14 protein-coding genes and 1 pseudogene are annotated in these 12,374 nt (G+C 67.3%); 1 reads left to right on the forward strand and 14 read right to left on the reverse strand.

Annotated elements, in window-relative coordinates; genetic code table 11:
• Nucleotides 1–644: 644 nt before the first annotated feature.
• The 14 genes and pseudogenes from AB3X07_RS07470 to AB3X07_RS07535 form a co-directional block, all read right to left on the reverse strand.
• Nucleotides 645–1,370: pseudogene (locus tag AB3X07_RS07470) on the reverse strand (RHS repeat-associated core domain-containing protein); the annotation flags it as partial.
• Between the two features lie 273 nt (nt 1,371–1,643).
• A complete protein-coding gene (gene ptsP, locus AB3X07_RS07475; RefSeq protein WP_369943797.1) occupies nt 1,644–3,377 on the reverse strand; it encodes a phosphoenolpyruvate--protein phosphotransferase in 1,734 nt (577 codons plus the stop codon).
• Between the two features lie 58 nt (nt 3,378–3,435).
• The gene (locus tag AB3X07_RS07480) at nt 3,436–3,705 is read right to left on the reverse strand and encodes an HPr family phosphocarrier protein (protein ID WP_369943798.1); all 270 of its coding nucleotides are present in this window, start codon (nt 3,703–3,705) and stop codon (nt 3,436–3,438) included.
• Nucleotides 3,698–4,090, reverse strand: a complete 393-nt coding sequence (locus AB3X07_RS07485; protein ID WP_369943799.1) for a PTS sugar transporter subunit IIA — start codon at nt 4,088–4,090, stop codon at nt 3,698–3,700. Before AB3X07_RS07485 ends, AB3X07_RS07480 begins: the two co-directional genes overlap by 8 nt.
• 281 nt (nt 4,091–4,371) lie before the next feature.
• Nucleotides 4,372–5,250 carry an RNase adapter RapZ gene (gene rapZ / locus AB3X07_RS07490; protein ID WP_369943800.1) on the reverse strand — a complete coding sequence of 293 codons (879 nt, stop codon included), beginning with the start codon at nt 5,248–5,250 and terminating at the stop codon, nt 4,372–4,374.
• Nucleotides 5,247–6,197: an HPr(Ser) kinase/phosphatase gene (gene hprK / locus AB3X07_RS07495; protein ID WP_369943801.1), complete on the reverse strand. Its 951-nt coding sequence runs from the start codon at nt 6,195–6,197 to the stop codon at nt 5,247–5,249. Before hprK ends, rapZ begins: the two co-directional genes overlap by 4 nt.
• Nucleotides 6,194–6,652 (reverse strand): PTS sugar transporter subunit IIA, encoded by a 459-nt coding sequence (locus AB3X07_RS07500; protein ID WP_369943802.1) that lies wholly within the window; start codon nt 6,650–6,652, stop codon nt 6,194–6,196. The genes hprK and AB3X07_RS07500 overlap by 4 nt, the downstream gene beginning before the upstream one ends.
• Before the next feature lie 22 nt (nt 6,653–6,674).
• Entirely contained in the window at nt 6,675–6,992 is a 318-nt protein-coding gene (gene hpf, locus AB3X07_RS07505) for a ribosome hibernation-promoting factor, HPF/YfiA family (RefSeq protein WP_003478125.1), read from the reverse strand.
• A 58-nt stretch (nt 6,993–7,050) separates the two neighbouring features.
• Entirely contained in the window at nt 7,051–8,499 is a 1,449-nt protein-coding gene (locus AB3X07_RS07510; RefSeq protein ID WP_369943803.1) for an RNA polymerase factor sigma-54, read from the reverse strand.
• 43 nt (nt 8,500–8,542) lie between these two features.
• On the reverse strand, nt 8,543–9,262 hold the full coding sequence (lptB, locus tag AB3X07_RS07515) for an LPS export ABC transporter ATP-binding protein (protein WP_369944687.1): 720 nt from the start codon (nt 9,260–9,262) through the stop codon (nt 8,543–8,545).
• Nucleotides 9,262–9,873, reverse strand: coding sequence for a lipopolysaccharide transport periplasmic protein LptA (lptA, locus tag AB3X07_RS07520; protein WP_369943804.1), 612 nt, complete (start codon nt 9,871–9,873; stop codon nt 9,262–9,264). Before lptA ends, lptB begins: the two co-directional genes overlap by 1 nt.
• A complete protein-coding gene (lptC, locus tag AB3X07_RS07525) occupies nt 9,851–10,417 on the reverse strand; it encodes an LPS export ABC transporter periplasmic protein LptC (RefSeq protein ID WP_369943805.1) in 567 nt (188 codons plus the stop codon). The genes lptA and lptC overlap by 23 nt, the downstream gene beginning before the upstream one ends.
• Nucleotides 10,414–10,962 (reverse strand): KdsC family phosphatase, encoded by a 549-nt coding sequence (locus AB3X07_RS07530; RefSeq protein WP_369943806.1) that lies wholly within the window; start codon nt 10,960–10,962, stop codon nt 10,414–10,416. The genes lptC and AB3X07_RS07530 overlap by 4 nt, the downstream gene beginning before the upstream one ends.
• Before the next feature lie 89 nt (nt 10,963–11,051).
• The gene (locus tag AB3X07_RS07535; protein ID WP_369943807.1) at nt 11,052–12,053 is read right to left on the reverse strand and encodes a KpsF/GutQ family sugar-phosphate isomerase; all 1,002 of its coding nucleotides are present in this window, start codon (nt 12,051–12,053) and stop codon (nt 11,052–11,054) included.
• 52 nt (nt 12,054–12,105) lie between these two features.
• On the opposite strand from AB3X07_RS07535, the gene AB3X07_RS07540 reads away from it, so the two are divergent.
• Nucleotides 12,106–12,336 carry a BolA family protein gene (locus tag AB3X07_RS07540; protein ID WP_369943808.1) on the forward strand — a complete coding sequence of 77 codons (231 nt, stop codon included), beginning with the start codon at nt 12,106–12,108 and terminating at the stop codon, nt 12,334–12,336.
• The last annotated feature ends 38 nt before the right edge of the window (nt 12,337–12,374 follow it).

Consider the following 12,374-nt stretch of genomic DNA (forward strand, 5'->3'; position numbering starts at 1 on the left):
CACGTCTTGGGTGGCTATGTGTTTTGTGGCGAGACCGACAGGGCAGGCTTTCCCTGCCTTGCATTGGACTGATGTGTCTGCGCCATGCAGTGGAACGGCACTTGAAATCAGAGTTTGCGGGCTTCAAGTTATGACTCAGTTTTCTGAAAGAAGTCTAAACGGGATTGATTCAGGCTAAGTTGGGTTGATTCAGATCGGTTGTTCCATCTGTAGTGCAGTGTCTCTTCCTTTATCTTCCGGAAGAGGTGCGAAGCAAAGAATCTCAGTGATCAGGAGTACTGTTCCGCCTGGTACATAGGTATCTCGTTTGACAAGCAAGCCTTTCGCCCGAATAGGGAGTGGCTTGCTCTCTCTATGAAGCGGTTGTCGGAATGCCGATTTCCGAAAACTGACGACTGCAGGAGCGGTTTTCAGGTTTTCTACAAATTCAATCCACAAGCCAGATCCAGGTCGAGCTTTGCAGTCCTGGATGGAGGTTCCGTGTCTGGTTCCAAGATAGCAGCCTGCTACAATGAATTCCTGGTTCCAGGATGGATGCTCGATCAGTTGATGGACTGCGACGTCTGAATTAGAGCCTTGGCAAATTTGTGCGTTCGCTTGATGTGAAGTGGTGGCTATCAATAGGCAGGCTAGTGCCGTATTCTTCATGGCGCGCACTTTCCAAGATTACAGGTTGTTTCTACGCTGGCTTTTGCTTGCTCGCTGATTTCGCTTTCGTTTCGTCCTGTACCTGGTTCCCAAAAGCCCCATGGTGACCTGGTCTGCAAGGCCTCATGATAAGCAGCTTCTGCTCTATATGCTCGGTACTCGCCTCTGAGTAGTTCCTTGCGACTGTTGGTCATTGGATCAATCCCCCTTTTCAGTCGCTCACGTTGATCGACTCCATGCGATCCCTCGTGAAGTGCAGTCGCATCTAAAATGCTTTGTGCGCTTGTATTGCGATCACTCATGCTTTTGATTGCTGACATGTTGAATGAGACGGTGGTGGTTGAGTCTATTGTTTCTGCTTTTCCATACGCTTCTATGTTTGTATTATTTACGATAACGCCATTGTCTAGGCCTTCCTTTCCATAGAAATTGGCGACAGCAGAGGATCGAGCATCTTTGATGCGCGTACCGGTCTGCGCTCGAGCAGATTTTTTGATTGAGCGGAGCGCATTTCTTACCCCTGTGCAGAGTTCTTTGCTTCCCTTGCAGACATAGCGTCCGTCCGGATCGATTGCTGAGTAGGGGTTATTCCCCGCATAGGCGTATCTATTGAAGCTGGTGCCATTTTGTTGGGTCATTATTGGATCGGTCGACAAAAATCTACCTGTTCCGGAGTCATAGTATCGCTGCTCCATGTATGTCAGTCCAGTGATCGCATCTTCGACATGGCCGGTATAGCCAGGTCCATCAAGTTGCCATGAATTGAGAGTTGAGCCAAATGGTTAATAATCGCGGCGTTCCACGATATTCCGGTCTTTATCTGAAATGGCCGCAATTGAGCCCAGTGCGTCCGTGTGGATGTAACGCGCCGTTTGTGCGAATGCAAATAATGGAGATGCGTACAATACAAGTGTTGCTAGTAAATTGTGGCGTGAATTCATTGGGGTGATCCTGGAGATCGTAATTTTTTGCTTATTAAGAAAGAAAGTTTAATCTTAATTATGTCTTTGATTAATGGCGGCGCATGCAAGCCACCGCTCGATGCCCTTGCGGTCGCGCGCCTGCAGCAGCTTGGCGCCGCGCAGGCGCAGCGCCTGCAGGTCGCTGTCGCGGATCATCCGGCGCACTTCCAGCATCGTCGCCGGGTGCAGGCTGAACTCGCGCAGGCCCAGCGCCAGCAGCATCGGCGTCAGCGCCGGGTCGCCGGCGATCTCGCCGCACACCGCCACCGGCTTGCCATGCGCCTGGCCGGTGGCGATCACCTGCGCGATCAGCCGCAGTACCGCCGGATGCAGCGGCGAATACAGCTCGGCCAGCGCATCGTTGTTGCGGTCGGCGGCGAGCAGGTACTGCACCAGGTCGTTGGTGCCGATCGACAGGAAGTCGACGGCGTCGATGAAGGTGTCCAACGCGATCGCCGCCGCCGGCACCTCGATCATCGCGCCGACCTGCACCTGCTCGGCGATCGCATGGCCCTCGCGGCGCAACTGCGCGGCGGTGCGCTTGAGGTGCCGGCGCATCGCCATGATCTCCTCGCGCGTGCTGATCATCGGCAGCAGCACCCGCACCGGCCCGTAGCCGGAGGCGCGCAGCAGCGCGCGCAACTGCGTGTCGGAGACCTTGGGCCGGGCCAGCGACAGGCGCACGCCGCGCAAGCCCAATGCCGGGTTCTGTTCGTTGCTCATGGTCAGGCCGGTGCGGTCGGCCTTGTCCGCGCCCAGGTCCAGGGTGCGGATCGTCACCGGCCGCCCGCTCATGCCCAGCACCGCGTCGCGGTAGGTGCGGAACTGTTCCTCCTCGTCGGGCAGGGCGTCGCGCTGCAGGAACAGGAATTCGGTGCGGTACAGGCCCAGGCCGTCGGCGCCGAGCGCATGCGCGCGCGCCACGTCCTCGCGCGACTCGGCATTGGCCAGCAGCACGATGTCCACGCCGTCGCGGGTGCGGCTGGGCTTGGAGCGCAGCTTGCCGAGGCCGCGCTGCAGCTTGGCCTGCTCGCGCACGCGGGCGCGGTAGTCGCGCAGGTCGTCGGGGGTGGGCTCGACGATCACCGCGCCCTGCACGCCGTCCACGATCAGCACATCGCCGTCGTTGATCTTCTGCAGCGCATCGGCGACGCCCACCACCAAGGGGAGGTGCAGACTGCGCGCCAGGATCGCGCTGTGCGAGAGCGTGCTGCCGGCGCTGGTGACGATGCCGACCACGCCCTGCGCCTGCAGTTGCGCCAGTTCGGACGGTGCCACGTTCTCGCACACCAGGATCTCGCCGGCCAGGCCTTCGCTGTCCGGCTGGCGCTTCTGCAGGAACGCGTGGATGCGCCCGATCACATGGTCCAGGTCGTCCATGCGGCTTTTCAGGTAGGCGTCTTCCATGTCCTCGAACACGGTCGCCAGCCGGTCGCGTTGCAGGCGCAGCGCGTAGTCGGCGCTGTAGCGGCCGGTGCGGATCAGTTCGTCCAGGCCGTGCAGCAGTTCCGGGTCGTCGAGCAGCAGCGCATGCAGGTCGAGGAATTCGCCGACCTCCTTGGCCAGGGCGCCGTGCAGGCGCTGGCGCAGGCCGTGCATCTCCGCGCGCGCGGCGTCGACCGCGCGGTGCAGGCGTTCGAGCTCTTCGGGAATCTGCGCCGCACCGATGCGTTGCTCGGCCACCTCCAGCGCATGCGGCAGGCGGACCCGCGCGCGGCCCAGCGCGTTGCCGCGCGACGCGGCATGGCCGGCGATGCGCAGGCTCACCGCGCGCGCCCGCGACGGCGCGACGGCGTGGCTGCGCGCGTCGGCCAGCGCCGCATGCTCAGCTGTCCTCGTCGAAGCGCCGCTCGAACAGGTCGACCACGGCCTGGAGCGCGTCGGCCTCGTCGGCGCCGTCCACCCGCACCGTCACCGGCGTGCCCTGCGCGGCGGCCAGCAGCATCACGCCCATGATGCTCTTGGCGTTGACCTCGCGGCCCTTCGCCGCCAGCGTGGCGTTGCAGCGGAACGAGGACAGCGTCTGCACCAGCTTCGCGGTCGCGCGCGCATGCAGGCCCAGGCGGTTGGACACCATGAGTTCGCGCTCAAGCATCGTCGATCACCACGCCGTTGCGCGACCCCGCCGCCGCTGTCGCGGGCAACTGGTCCAGGCCCTGTTCGGGGTAGTTCATGATCCGCAGCAGCATCGGCAGGCTCAGCGCGGACACACGCCGGACCGGCGTGCCCAGGCGCGCCAGCTTGCCCGCCAGATTGCTCGGGCTGGCGCCGTACAGATCGGTGACGACCAGCACGCCGTCGCCGCCGTCGACCCGCCGCAACGCGGCCGACGCCTGCGGCAGCAGCGCGTCCAGGTCGGCATCCAGCGGGACTTCGAACGCTTCGGTCTTCAGCGGCAATTGCCGCAGCAATCCGGTGGCCACGCGCAGCAGCGCGGAGCCGATATCGGGGTGGGTAATCAGGAGAATGCCACAGGCCATGGGTGAACGTTAACAGGTCGGGCTGGGCGCAGGGAATGGCTGGGGGGCCGGGATTTGGGATTGGGGAGTCGGGATTGGGGGAGTCCGCGCGCGGTGTCGAGTTTCGCGTGTTGCTATGGGAGCGGCTGGCGTGGCGACCGTTCCACCCGCCCTGTCGCGGCTGAAGCCGCTCCTACAAAAAGCCCGGGATTTCGATTGCGCGAACCTCGCGTCGATCGTCTACGGAATCGGGCGCCGCTGTTGCGAATCCCCACTCCCGACTCCCCACTCCCGGCCTTCGATCAATCCTGCTCGCGATGGAACGTCGCCACTTCCGGCCAGCCCTGTTCGCGCGCATGCCGCGCCAGGCGTTCGGCCAGGTACACCGAGCGGTGCTTGCCGCCGGTGCAGCCGAAGGCGATGGTGACGTAGCTGCGGGTGTCGTTGCGTAACCGCGGCAGCCAGGTGTCGAGGAAGTCGATCAGTTGCGCGGTGTAGCGCTGCACGTCCGGCTGCGCGTCCAGGTAGTCGCGCACGCCGCTGTCGCGGCCGGTGAGCGGGCGCAGTTCCGGGTCCCAGTGCGGGTTGGGCAGCACCCGCGCGTCGAACACGAAGTCGGCCTCGGCCGGCACGCCGCGCCGGTAGGCGAAGGATTCGAACAGCAGCGACAGGCTGTTCTCATTGGTCAGCGCGAATTCGGTGGTCACCCGCCGCCGCAACTGATGCACGTTGAGCGCGCTGGTGTCGATCACCGCGTCGGCCGCGCGGCGCAGCGGCTCGGTGAGCGCGCGCTCGCGTTCGATCGCTTCCGGCAGCGACAGGCCCAGATGCGACAGCGGATGCCGGCGCCGGGTGTCGGCATAGCGCTTGATCAGCGCCTCGTCGTTGGCGTCGAAGAACAGCAGCCGCGCATCCAGCCCGAACTGGGCCACCGCCTCGCGCCAGCGCGGCAACTGGGTCAGGTCGCTGTGGCGGCTGCGCACGTCGATGCCCACCGCGAGCTTGCCGGGGCCGGCATCCTCGCGCACCAGGCTCTTGACGAAGGCCGGCAGCAGTTCCACCGGCAGGTTGTCGACGCAGTAGTAGTCCAGGTCCTCGAAGGTCTTCAGCGCCACCGATTTGCCGGAGCCGGACAGGCCGCTGACGATCACCAGGGTGGAGGTGTTCGCCACCGCGTTCATGGGCTGCGCCGCTCGAGCAGGTTGCTGTGGCGGGCGATGAACATCGCCGCCGGGTCGATGCCCTTGGTGCGCAGGATGTGCAGGCGCGTGGCGGCCTCGGTCAGCACCGCCAGGTTGCGGCCGGGCATCACCGGCAGGGTGATCAGCGGCACATCCAGGTCGAGCACGTGGCGGGTGCCCGAGTCGCCGGTCAGGCGCTCGTAGCCATGCGGGTTCGGTTCGGTCATGGGCCGGGTCAGGTGCACGATCAGGCGAAGATACTTGTTCTTCTTTACAGCCGTGTCGCCGAACATGTCGCGCACGTTGAGCACGCCCAGGCCGCGCACTTCCAGTAGGTCCTGCAGCAGTTCCGGGCAGGTGCCGTCGAGCACGTCCGGGGCGATCTGGGTGAATTCCGGCGCGTCGTCGGCGACCAGGCGATGGCCGCGGCTGAGCAGCTCCAGCGCCAGCTCGCTCTTGCCGGAGCCGGCCTCGCCGGTGATCAGCACGCCGATCGAGTAGATCTCCATGAACACGCCATGCAGGATCACCCGCGGCGCCAGCGTGCGCGCCAGATGGTAGGAGAGGTGGTTGAGCAGTTCGTGGCCGCGCTTGGGCGAGACCCACAACGGCGTGTCGGCGTCGTCGGCGGCCGCGCGCAGGTCTTCCGGGCAGGATTGGTTCTTGGTGACCACCAGCGCCAGCGGCCGCACCCGCACGATCTTCTCGATGGTCTCCCAGCGTTGGCGCGCGTCCAGCGAATCCAGCCAGGACAGTTCCTCGGTCCCGAGGATCTGCACCTTGTTCGGATAGATCGTATTGAGATAGCCGGCCAGCGACGGGCGCCGCGACACCGCGTTGCCGGCTTCCAGCTCGCGATGCTCGCCCTTCTGCCCGGCCAGCCAGCGCAGGCCGAGCCGGTCGCGTTGCTGGTCGAACAGTTCGCGCGCGGTGATGCTGGTGTTCATGCGGCGGTGGCCCGTGGTGGCGCGCCGCCGAGCAGCGCGTGCAGCGCGGCGGCATCGGGCGCGTGGCGCAGCGCCTCGCGGAAGCCCTCGTCGGAGAACTGTTCGGCCAGTTCCGACAACAGCATCAGGTGTTGGTGGGTGTAGTGCGCGGGCACGGCCATCGCGAACACCAGGTCCACCTGCGCGCCGTGGCCGTCGAAGTCGATGGGGTGGTCCAGCCGCAGCAGCGCGCCGCGGGGGGCATCCAGGTGCGGGGCGCGGCCGTGCGGGATGGCGATGCCATGGCCGATGGCGGTGCTGCCGAGCTGCTCGCGTTCGCGCAGGCTGGCGAGGAGTTCGTCGAAACCGGCCTGCGGGCAGGCCAGCAGGCCGGCGGCGGTACGCAACAGGGTGTCGCGATCGACGGCCGGCAGCACCTGGGTGCGGACGGCCGCCATCAGATCGGTCAAGGGCATGGCGAAGCCAACGTGTGCGGGATCACACGATATTGTCGCGCACCTCGGCCGCGTGGTGGTCCTGTTTCTTTTCCTTGTGCTTGATGATCAGCCGGTCGAGCTTGTCGGCGAGCAGGTCGATCGCCGCGTACATGGTCTGCGCGCTGGCATCGGCGTGCAGGGTGCGGCCGGGAACATTGACGGTGGCCTCGACGTGGTGATCGGGCTTGCGCAGCGCCAGTTGGGCGCGGACCTCGATGGTTTCCTCGTAGTGCCGCTTCAGCCGTTGCAGCTTGGTCTCCACGTACTCGCGCAGGGCGGGGGTGACTTCGATCTGCTGGCCGTAGGTCTCGATACGCATCGGATACTCCTTGGTTCGTGATTCACCTATGAACCATTGCCGCCACTGCCGCCGACGCTCAGCCGATGCGGACGCGTTCGTGGGAGGCGGAAATGTTCATGGCCTCACGATACTTCGCCACGGTGCGGCGCGCCACCGGCACGCCGGCGTTCTTCAGCAGATCGGCCAGCTTGGCGTCAGAAAGCGGCTTGCGCGGGTTCTCCGCGTCGATCAGGCGCCGGATCATCGCCTGAATGGCGGTGCTGGAGGCCTCGCCGCCGCTATCGGTGTCGATGCCGGAGGCGAAGAAGGCGCGCAGCGGGATGGTGCCGCGCGGGGTGCGCACGTACTTGCGGGCGATGGCGCGCGAGATGGTGCTCTCGTGCAGGCCCAGTTCGCCGGCGATCTCGCGCAGGGTCAGCGGGCGCAAGGCCTGTTCGCCGAATTCGAGGAAGCCGGCCTGTTGGCGCAGCAGGCAGCGGGTGACCCTGAGCAGGGTCTCGCCGCGCGCCTCCAGGCTCTTCAGCAGCCAGCGCGCCTCCTGCAACTGGCCGCGCAGGTAGCCGGCGTCGCTTTCCCCGCACTGGCGGATCAGCCGCTCGTAGCCGCGGTGGATGGTGACTTTGGGCCGTGCGTGGCCGGCCAGCGCCGCGTGCCAGACGCCGCGCTGGCGCCAGATCACGCAGTCCGGCACCACGTAGGTGTCCGCGCCCAGTTCGCCGATCTGCTTGCCGGGGCGCGGGTCCAGCGAGCGCAGCAGGGTCACCGCGGTCTCCACCGCCGAGGCCGGGCGCTTGAGGTCGTGGGCGATGCCGGCGATGCCGCTGCGCGGCAGCTTCTCCAGCGGGCCGTTGGCGATGATCCGCGCCAGCTCCAGGCCCGGAGTGTCCTCGGGCAGCACGTCCAGTTGCAGGTTCAGGCATTCGCCCAGGCTGCGCGCGGCGATGCCGACCGGATCGAAGCGCTGGATCTGGTGCAGGACCGTGCCGATCTCCTCTTCGTCGGCGACGATGTCCGGGCGCAGCGTCTCGGCGATGGTGGCCAGCGGTTCGCGCAGGTAGCCGTCGTCGTCGAGCGCGTCGATCAGCGCCGCGCCGATGCTGCGGTCGCGTGGCGACAGGTGCGACAGGTGCAGTTGCCACAGCAGGTGGTCGATCAGGGTGTCGGGCTCGGCGACGCGTTCGGCGGCGCTGCCCATGTCCTCGTCGTCGTCGAAGGAGCCGCCGCTGCCGCCGCTCCAGGCCGGCTCGGCCTCGGACCAGTCGTCGCCGTCGTGCTGCGGCGCGTTGTCCAGCGTATCGCCGGCCGGCGGCGCGACCTCGGCCTCGCCTTCGGCGCTGCCGGCGCCGGCCACATCGAGCGGGGGCGCCGCATCCTCGGCCCATTCCAGCAGCGGATTGCTCTCCACCGCCTCGGCGATCTCCACGTCCAGCTCGGCGCTGGACATCTGCAACAGCTTGATCGCCTGACGCAGTTGCGGCGTCATGACCAAATGCTGTCCCAGCGATGTCTGCAGCCGTGCTTTCATGCCTGTACCGGACGGGAAGGGGCGTATGCGGACGCCCGCGCGGTCACAGCCTGAAGGTTTCCCCGAGGTAGACGCGGCGCACGTCGCTGTTGGCCAGCAGCGCTTCCGGTGCCCCCTGCGCCAGCACGCTGCCCTCGTTGAGGATATACGCCCGGTCGCAGATTCCCAAGGTTTCGCGCACGTTGTGGTCGGTGATGAGCACGCCGATGCCGCGTTGCTTGAGGTGGGTGACGATGCGCTGGATCTCGCCGACCGAGATCGGATCGACGCCGGCGAAGGGTTCGTCGAGCAGCATCAGCCGCGGCTTGGCCGCCAGCGCGCGCGCGATTTCGCAGCGGCGGCGTTCGCCGCCGGACAGGCTGGCGCCGAGCTGCTCGGCGACGTGGCCGATCTGCAGTTCGTCCAGCAGCGAGGCCAGTTCGCGTTCCTGGCCGGCCGCGTCCAGGTCCTCGCGCAGTTCCAGCACCAGGCGGATGTTGTCGGCCACGCTGAGCTTGCGGAACACCGACGGCTCCTGCGGCAGGTAGCCGACGCCGAGCTTGGCGCGCTTGTACATCGGCAGCGCGGTGATGTCGTTGCCGTCGAGCACGATGCGTCCGGCATCGGCCTCGACCAGGCCGACGATCATGTAGAAGCAGGTGGTCTTGCCGGCGCCGTTGGGGCCGAGCAGGCCGACCACTTCGCCCGCCTCCAGGGTCAGGCCGAACTCGCGCACCACCTCGCGCTGCTTGTAGCGCTTGCGCAGGCCCTCGGCGAGCAGCATCACTGGCCCCCTTGCTTGGGCTTGGCCGGGGTGGTCGTCGCGGGCGCGGTCGCGGCGGGCTTGGCGGCCGCGGGCTTGCCTGCAGCCGGCTTGGCGCCGGCTGCAGGCGCGCCGGCCGGGGTCGGGTTCTTCGGCTGGATCACGGTGCGCACACGGGTGCCGTCGCCGCCGCCCTGCATGTCGCCGGTCTTGGTGTTGTAGACCATGCGCTGGCCGGCATTGGTGCCCTTGGGCGAGGTCATGCGGTAGTTGCCGGTCAGCACCACGGTGTCGGTGCCGACCTTGTAGTCGATGTTGTCGGCCACCGCATCCATCGGCGAGCCGTCGTCCAACTGTTGCTTCAGCGTCGCCTGCTTGCCGTTGAGCACCACCCGGTCGATCTCGCCGTTGACCCGGAACAGGTCGGCGGTGTCGGCGTGGATCTCCAGCGTGCCTTGCACGATGACCACGTTGCCCGAATACCGGATCTTGCCGTTGTCGTCGAGCATGTTGCCGCTCTGGGCGGCGGAGTCGATCGTCATCGGCTGGTTGCGGTCGGTCGACTTGGCCAGCGCCAGGGTCGGCAGCAGCAGGGCGAGCAGCGCGAGCTTAGCGGGCAGCGTTGGGTTCATAGCGGGTCTTGACCTGTGAAAGGAGCTTGTACTGCCGGGACTTCAAGTCGACCTCGAAGCCGACGCCGGTCTGCATCATACCGGGGCGGGTCATGGTGACCTGCTCGGCGGTGCGCGCGGTGCTGGTCTTCGGGAAGACGTCCAGGCTCTGGGTGCGGAAGGTGGTGGGCGGGATGCTGGGGACCTTGGGGCTGTCGCCGGCGACGTCGCCGCGCAGGCGCAACTCGCCGCCGTCGGCGCTGACCCAGCCGGTCTTGCTGCGCATTTCCCAGTGCTGGCCGTTGGCGTCGGGCAGCAGGAACAGCGGGGTCTCGATCGCCATGGTCTGGTCGGCGCGGCTGCGCTCCATCTGCGGCGCGCGCAGGGTCATCGACTCCTTGCCCTGCTTGTCCAGGGTGACGATCTCGAAGTCGTGGGCGATGTAGTCCGAGCGCGCCTCCGCATCGGACGTCGGCGCGCGCTTGCTGCGCTGGTGCCAGGCCGACCAGCCGCTGACCAGCGCCGCCACTAGCAGCAGGCCGCCGAGCCAGGTGCGCCAGCTCATGCGCCGTGCTCCTGCAGCAGGGCCGGGACATGGCCCTGCGCGGCCAGCAGCACGTCGCACAGTTCGCGCGCCGCGCCTTCGCCGCCGCGCGCGCGGGTGGTCCAGTGCACGTGTTCGGCGGTCCACGGATGCGCGTTGGCCGGGGCCACCGCCAGCCCGACCACGCGCAGCGGTGCCAGGTCGGGCAGGTCGTCGCCCATGAAGCAGACCTGCTCCAGGCCCAGGCCGCGCTCGTCGCACAGCGCCTGCACCCCGGCGCGCTTGTCCTTGACCCCGATCTGCACCAGCAGGCCCAGTTCCTGGCCGCGCTTCTCCGCGGCCAGGCTGGGCCGCGCGGTGATCAGCGCCACGTCGATGCCGTGCCGGCGCAACTGCACCAAGCCCTGGCCGTCGAGCACGTTGAACGCCTTGCTCTCGTTGCCGTCGCGGTCGTAGTACAGGCGGCCGTCGGTCAGCGTGCCGTCCACGTCGAAGCACGCCAGGCGGATCCGGGCGGCGCGGTCGATCAGGTCGGCGGGGAGGTCGGCCAGCGGGGAGTAGGGCATGTGCTCGATATCGGGGCGGGGAGGTCCGCTTTCCAGCGGGCCAGGACCTGCGGCGCGGGCGCCGGCAGGCGGTGAACGGGTTCAGGCTGTTAAACCACTCTGGCGCGCAACAGGTCGTGAATGTTGAGCGCGCCGACCGCGCGGCCCTCGCCATCGACCACGATCAGGCCGTTGATCTTGTGGGTCTCCATCAGCCGCGCGGCCTCCGCGGCGAGCTGGTCGGCGCCGATGGTGCGCGGCTGCCGGGTCATCACGTCGGCGATGCGGGTCTGGCGCACGTCCAGCGCGCTGTCCAGGGTGCGGCGCAGGTCGCCGTCGGTGAACAGGCCGAGCAGGCGTCCGTCGGCGTCGACCACCGCGGTCATGCCCAGGCGCTTGCGGCTCATTTCCACCAGCGCCTCGCTGAGGCTGGCGTCCTCGCGCACCCGCGGCAGCTCGTCGCCGCCGTGCATCACGTCGGTGATGTGCAGCAGCAGGCGGCGGCCGAGGCTGCCGGCCGGGTGCGAGCGGGCGAAGTCGTCGGCGGTGAAGCCGCGCGCGTCCAGCAGCGCCACCGCCAGCGCGTCGCCTAAGGCCAGCGAGGCGGTGGTGCTAGAGGTCGGCGCCAGGTCCAGCGGGCAGGCCTCGGCCGGCACGCTGACGTCCAGGTGCAGGTCGGCCTCGCGCGCCAGCGTGGACTGCGCGCGGCCGGTCATCGCGATCACCGCGTTGCCCTGGCGCTTGAGCACCGGCAGCAGCATGAGGATCTCGTCGGACTCGCCCGAGTACGACAGCGCCAGGACCACGTCGGCATCGGTGATCATGCCCAGGTCGCCGTGCCCGGCCTCGCCCGGGTGCACGTAGAACGCCGGGGTGCCGGTGGAGGCGAGGGTGGCGGCGATCTTGCGCGCCACGTGCCCGGACTTGCCCATGCCGGTGGCGACCACGCGCCCGCGCGAGCCCAGGATCAGCCGGCAGGCGGCGGCGAACTCGGCGCCGATGCGCGCGCCGACCGCGCCCAGCGCGGCCTGCTCGATCGCGACCACGCGGCGGCCGCTGGCGATCAGGGCGGCGGCGTCGAGCGCATCGGGGGACAGGGGCGATACAGCCATGCGGATGCCGCTCGGAGGGTAGAATGGCCGATCATTTTATTAGGAAAGCCCGGTGGACGCCGAAACCATCCGTAAACTGATCGAGGCCGGCCTGCCTGGCGCGCGCGTGCAGGTGCAGGGCGACGACGGCGTGCACTTCGAGGCCACCGTGGTCAGCGACGCCTTCGCCGGCAAGCTGCCGCTGGCCCGTCACCGCATGGTCTACGCCACGCTGGGCGATCTGATGGGCGGGGCGATCCACGCGCTGGCGCTGACCACGCTGACCCCCGACCAGGCCGGCTGAGCCGCCTCTTTTCCATTCGATTCCACTCCCCCGAAGAC

The organism is Xanthomonas sp. DAR 35659, assembly GCF_041242975.1.
Lineage (GTDB): Bacteria > Pseudomonadota > Gammaproteobacteria > Xanthomonadales > Xanthomonadaceae > Xanthomonas_A > Xanthomonas_A medicagonis.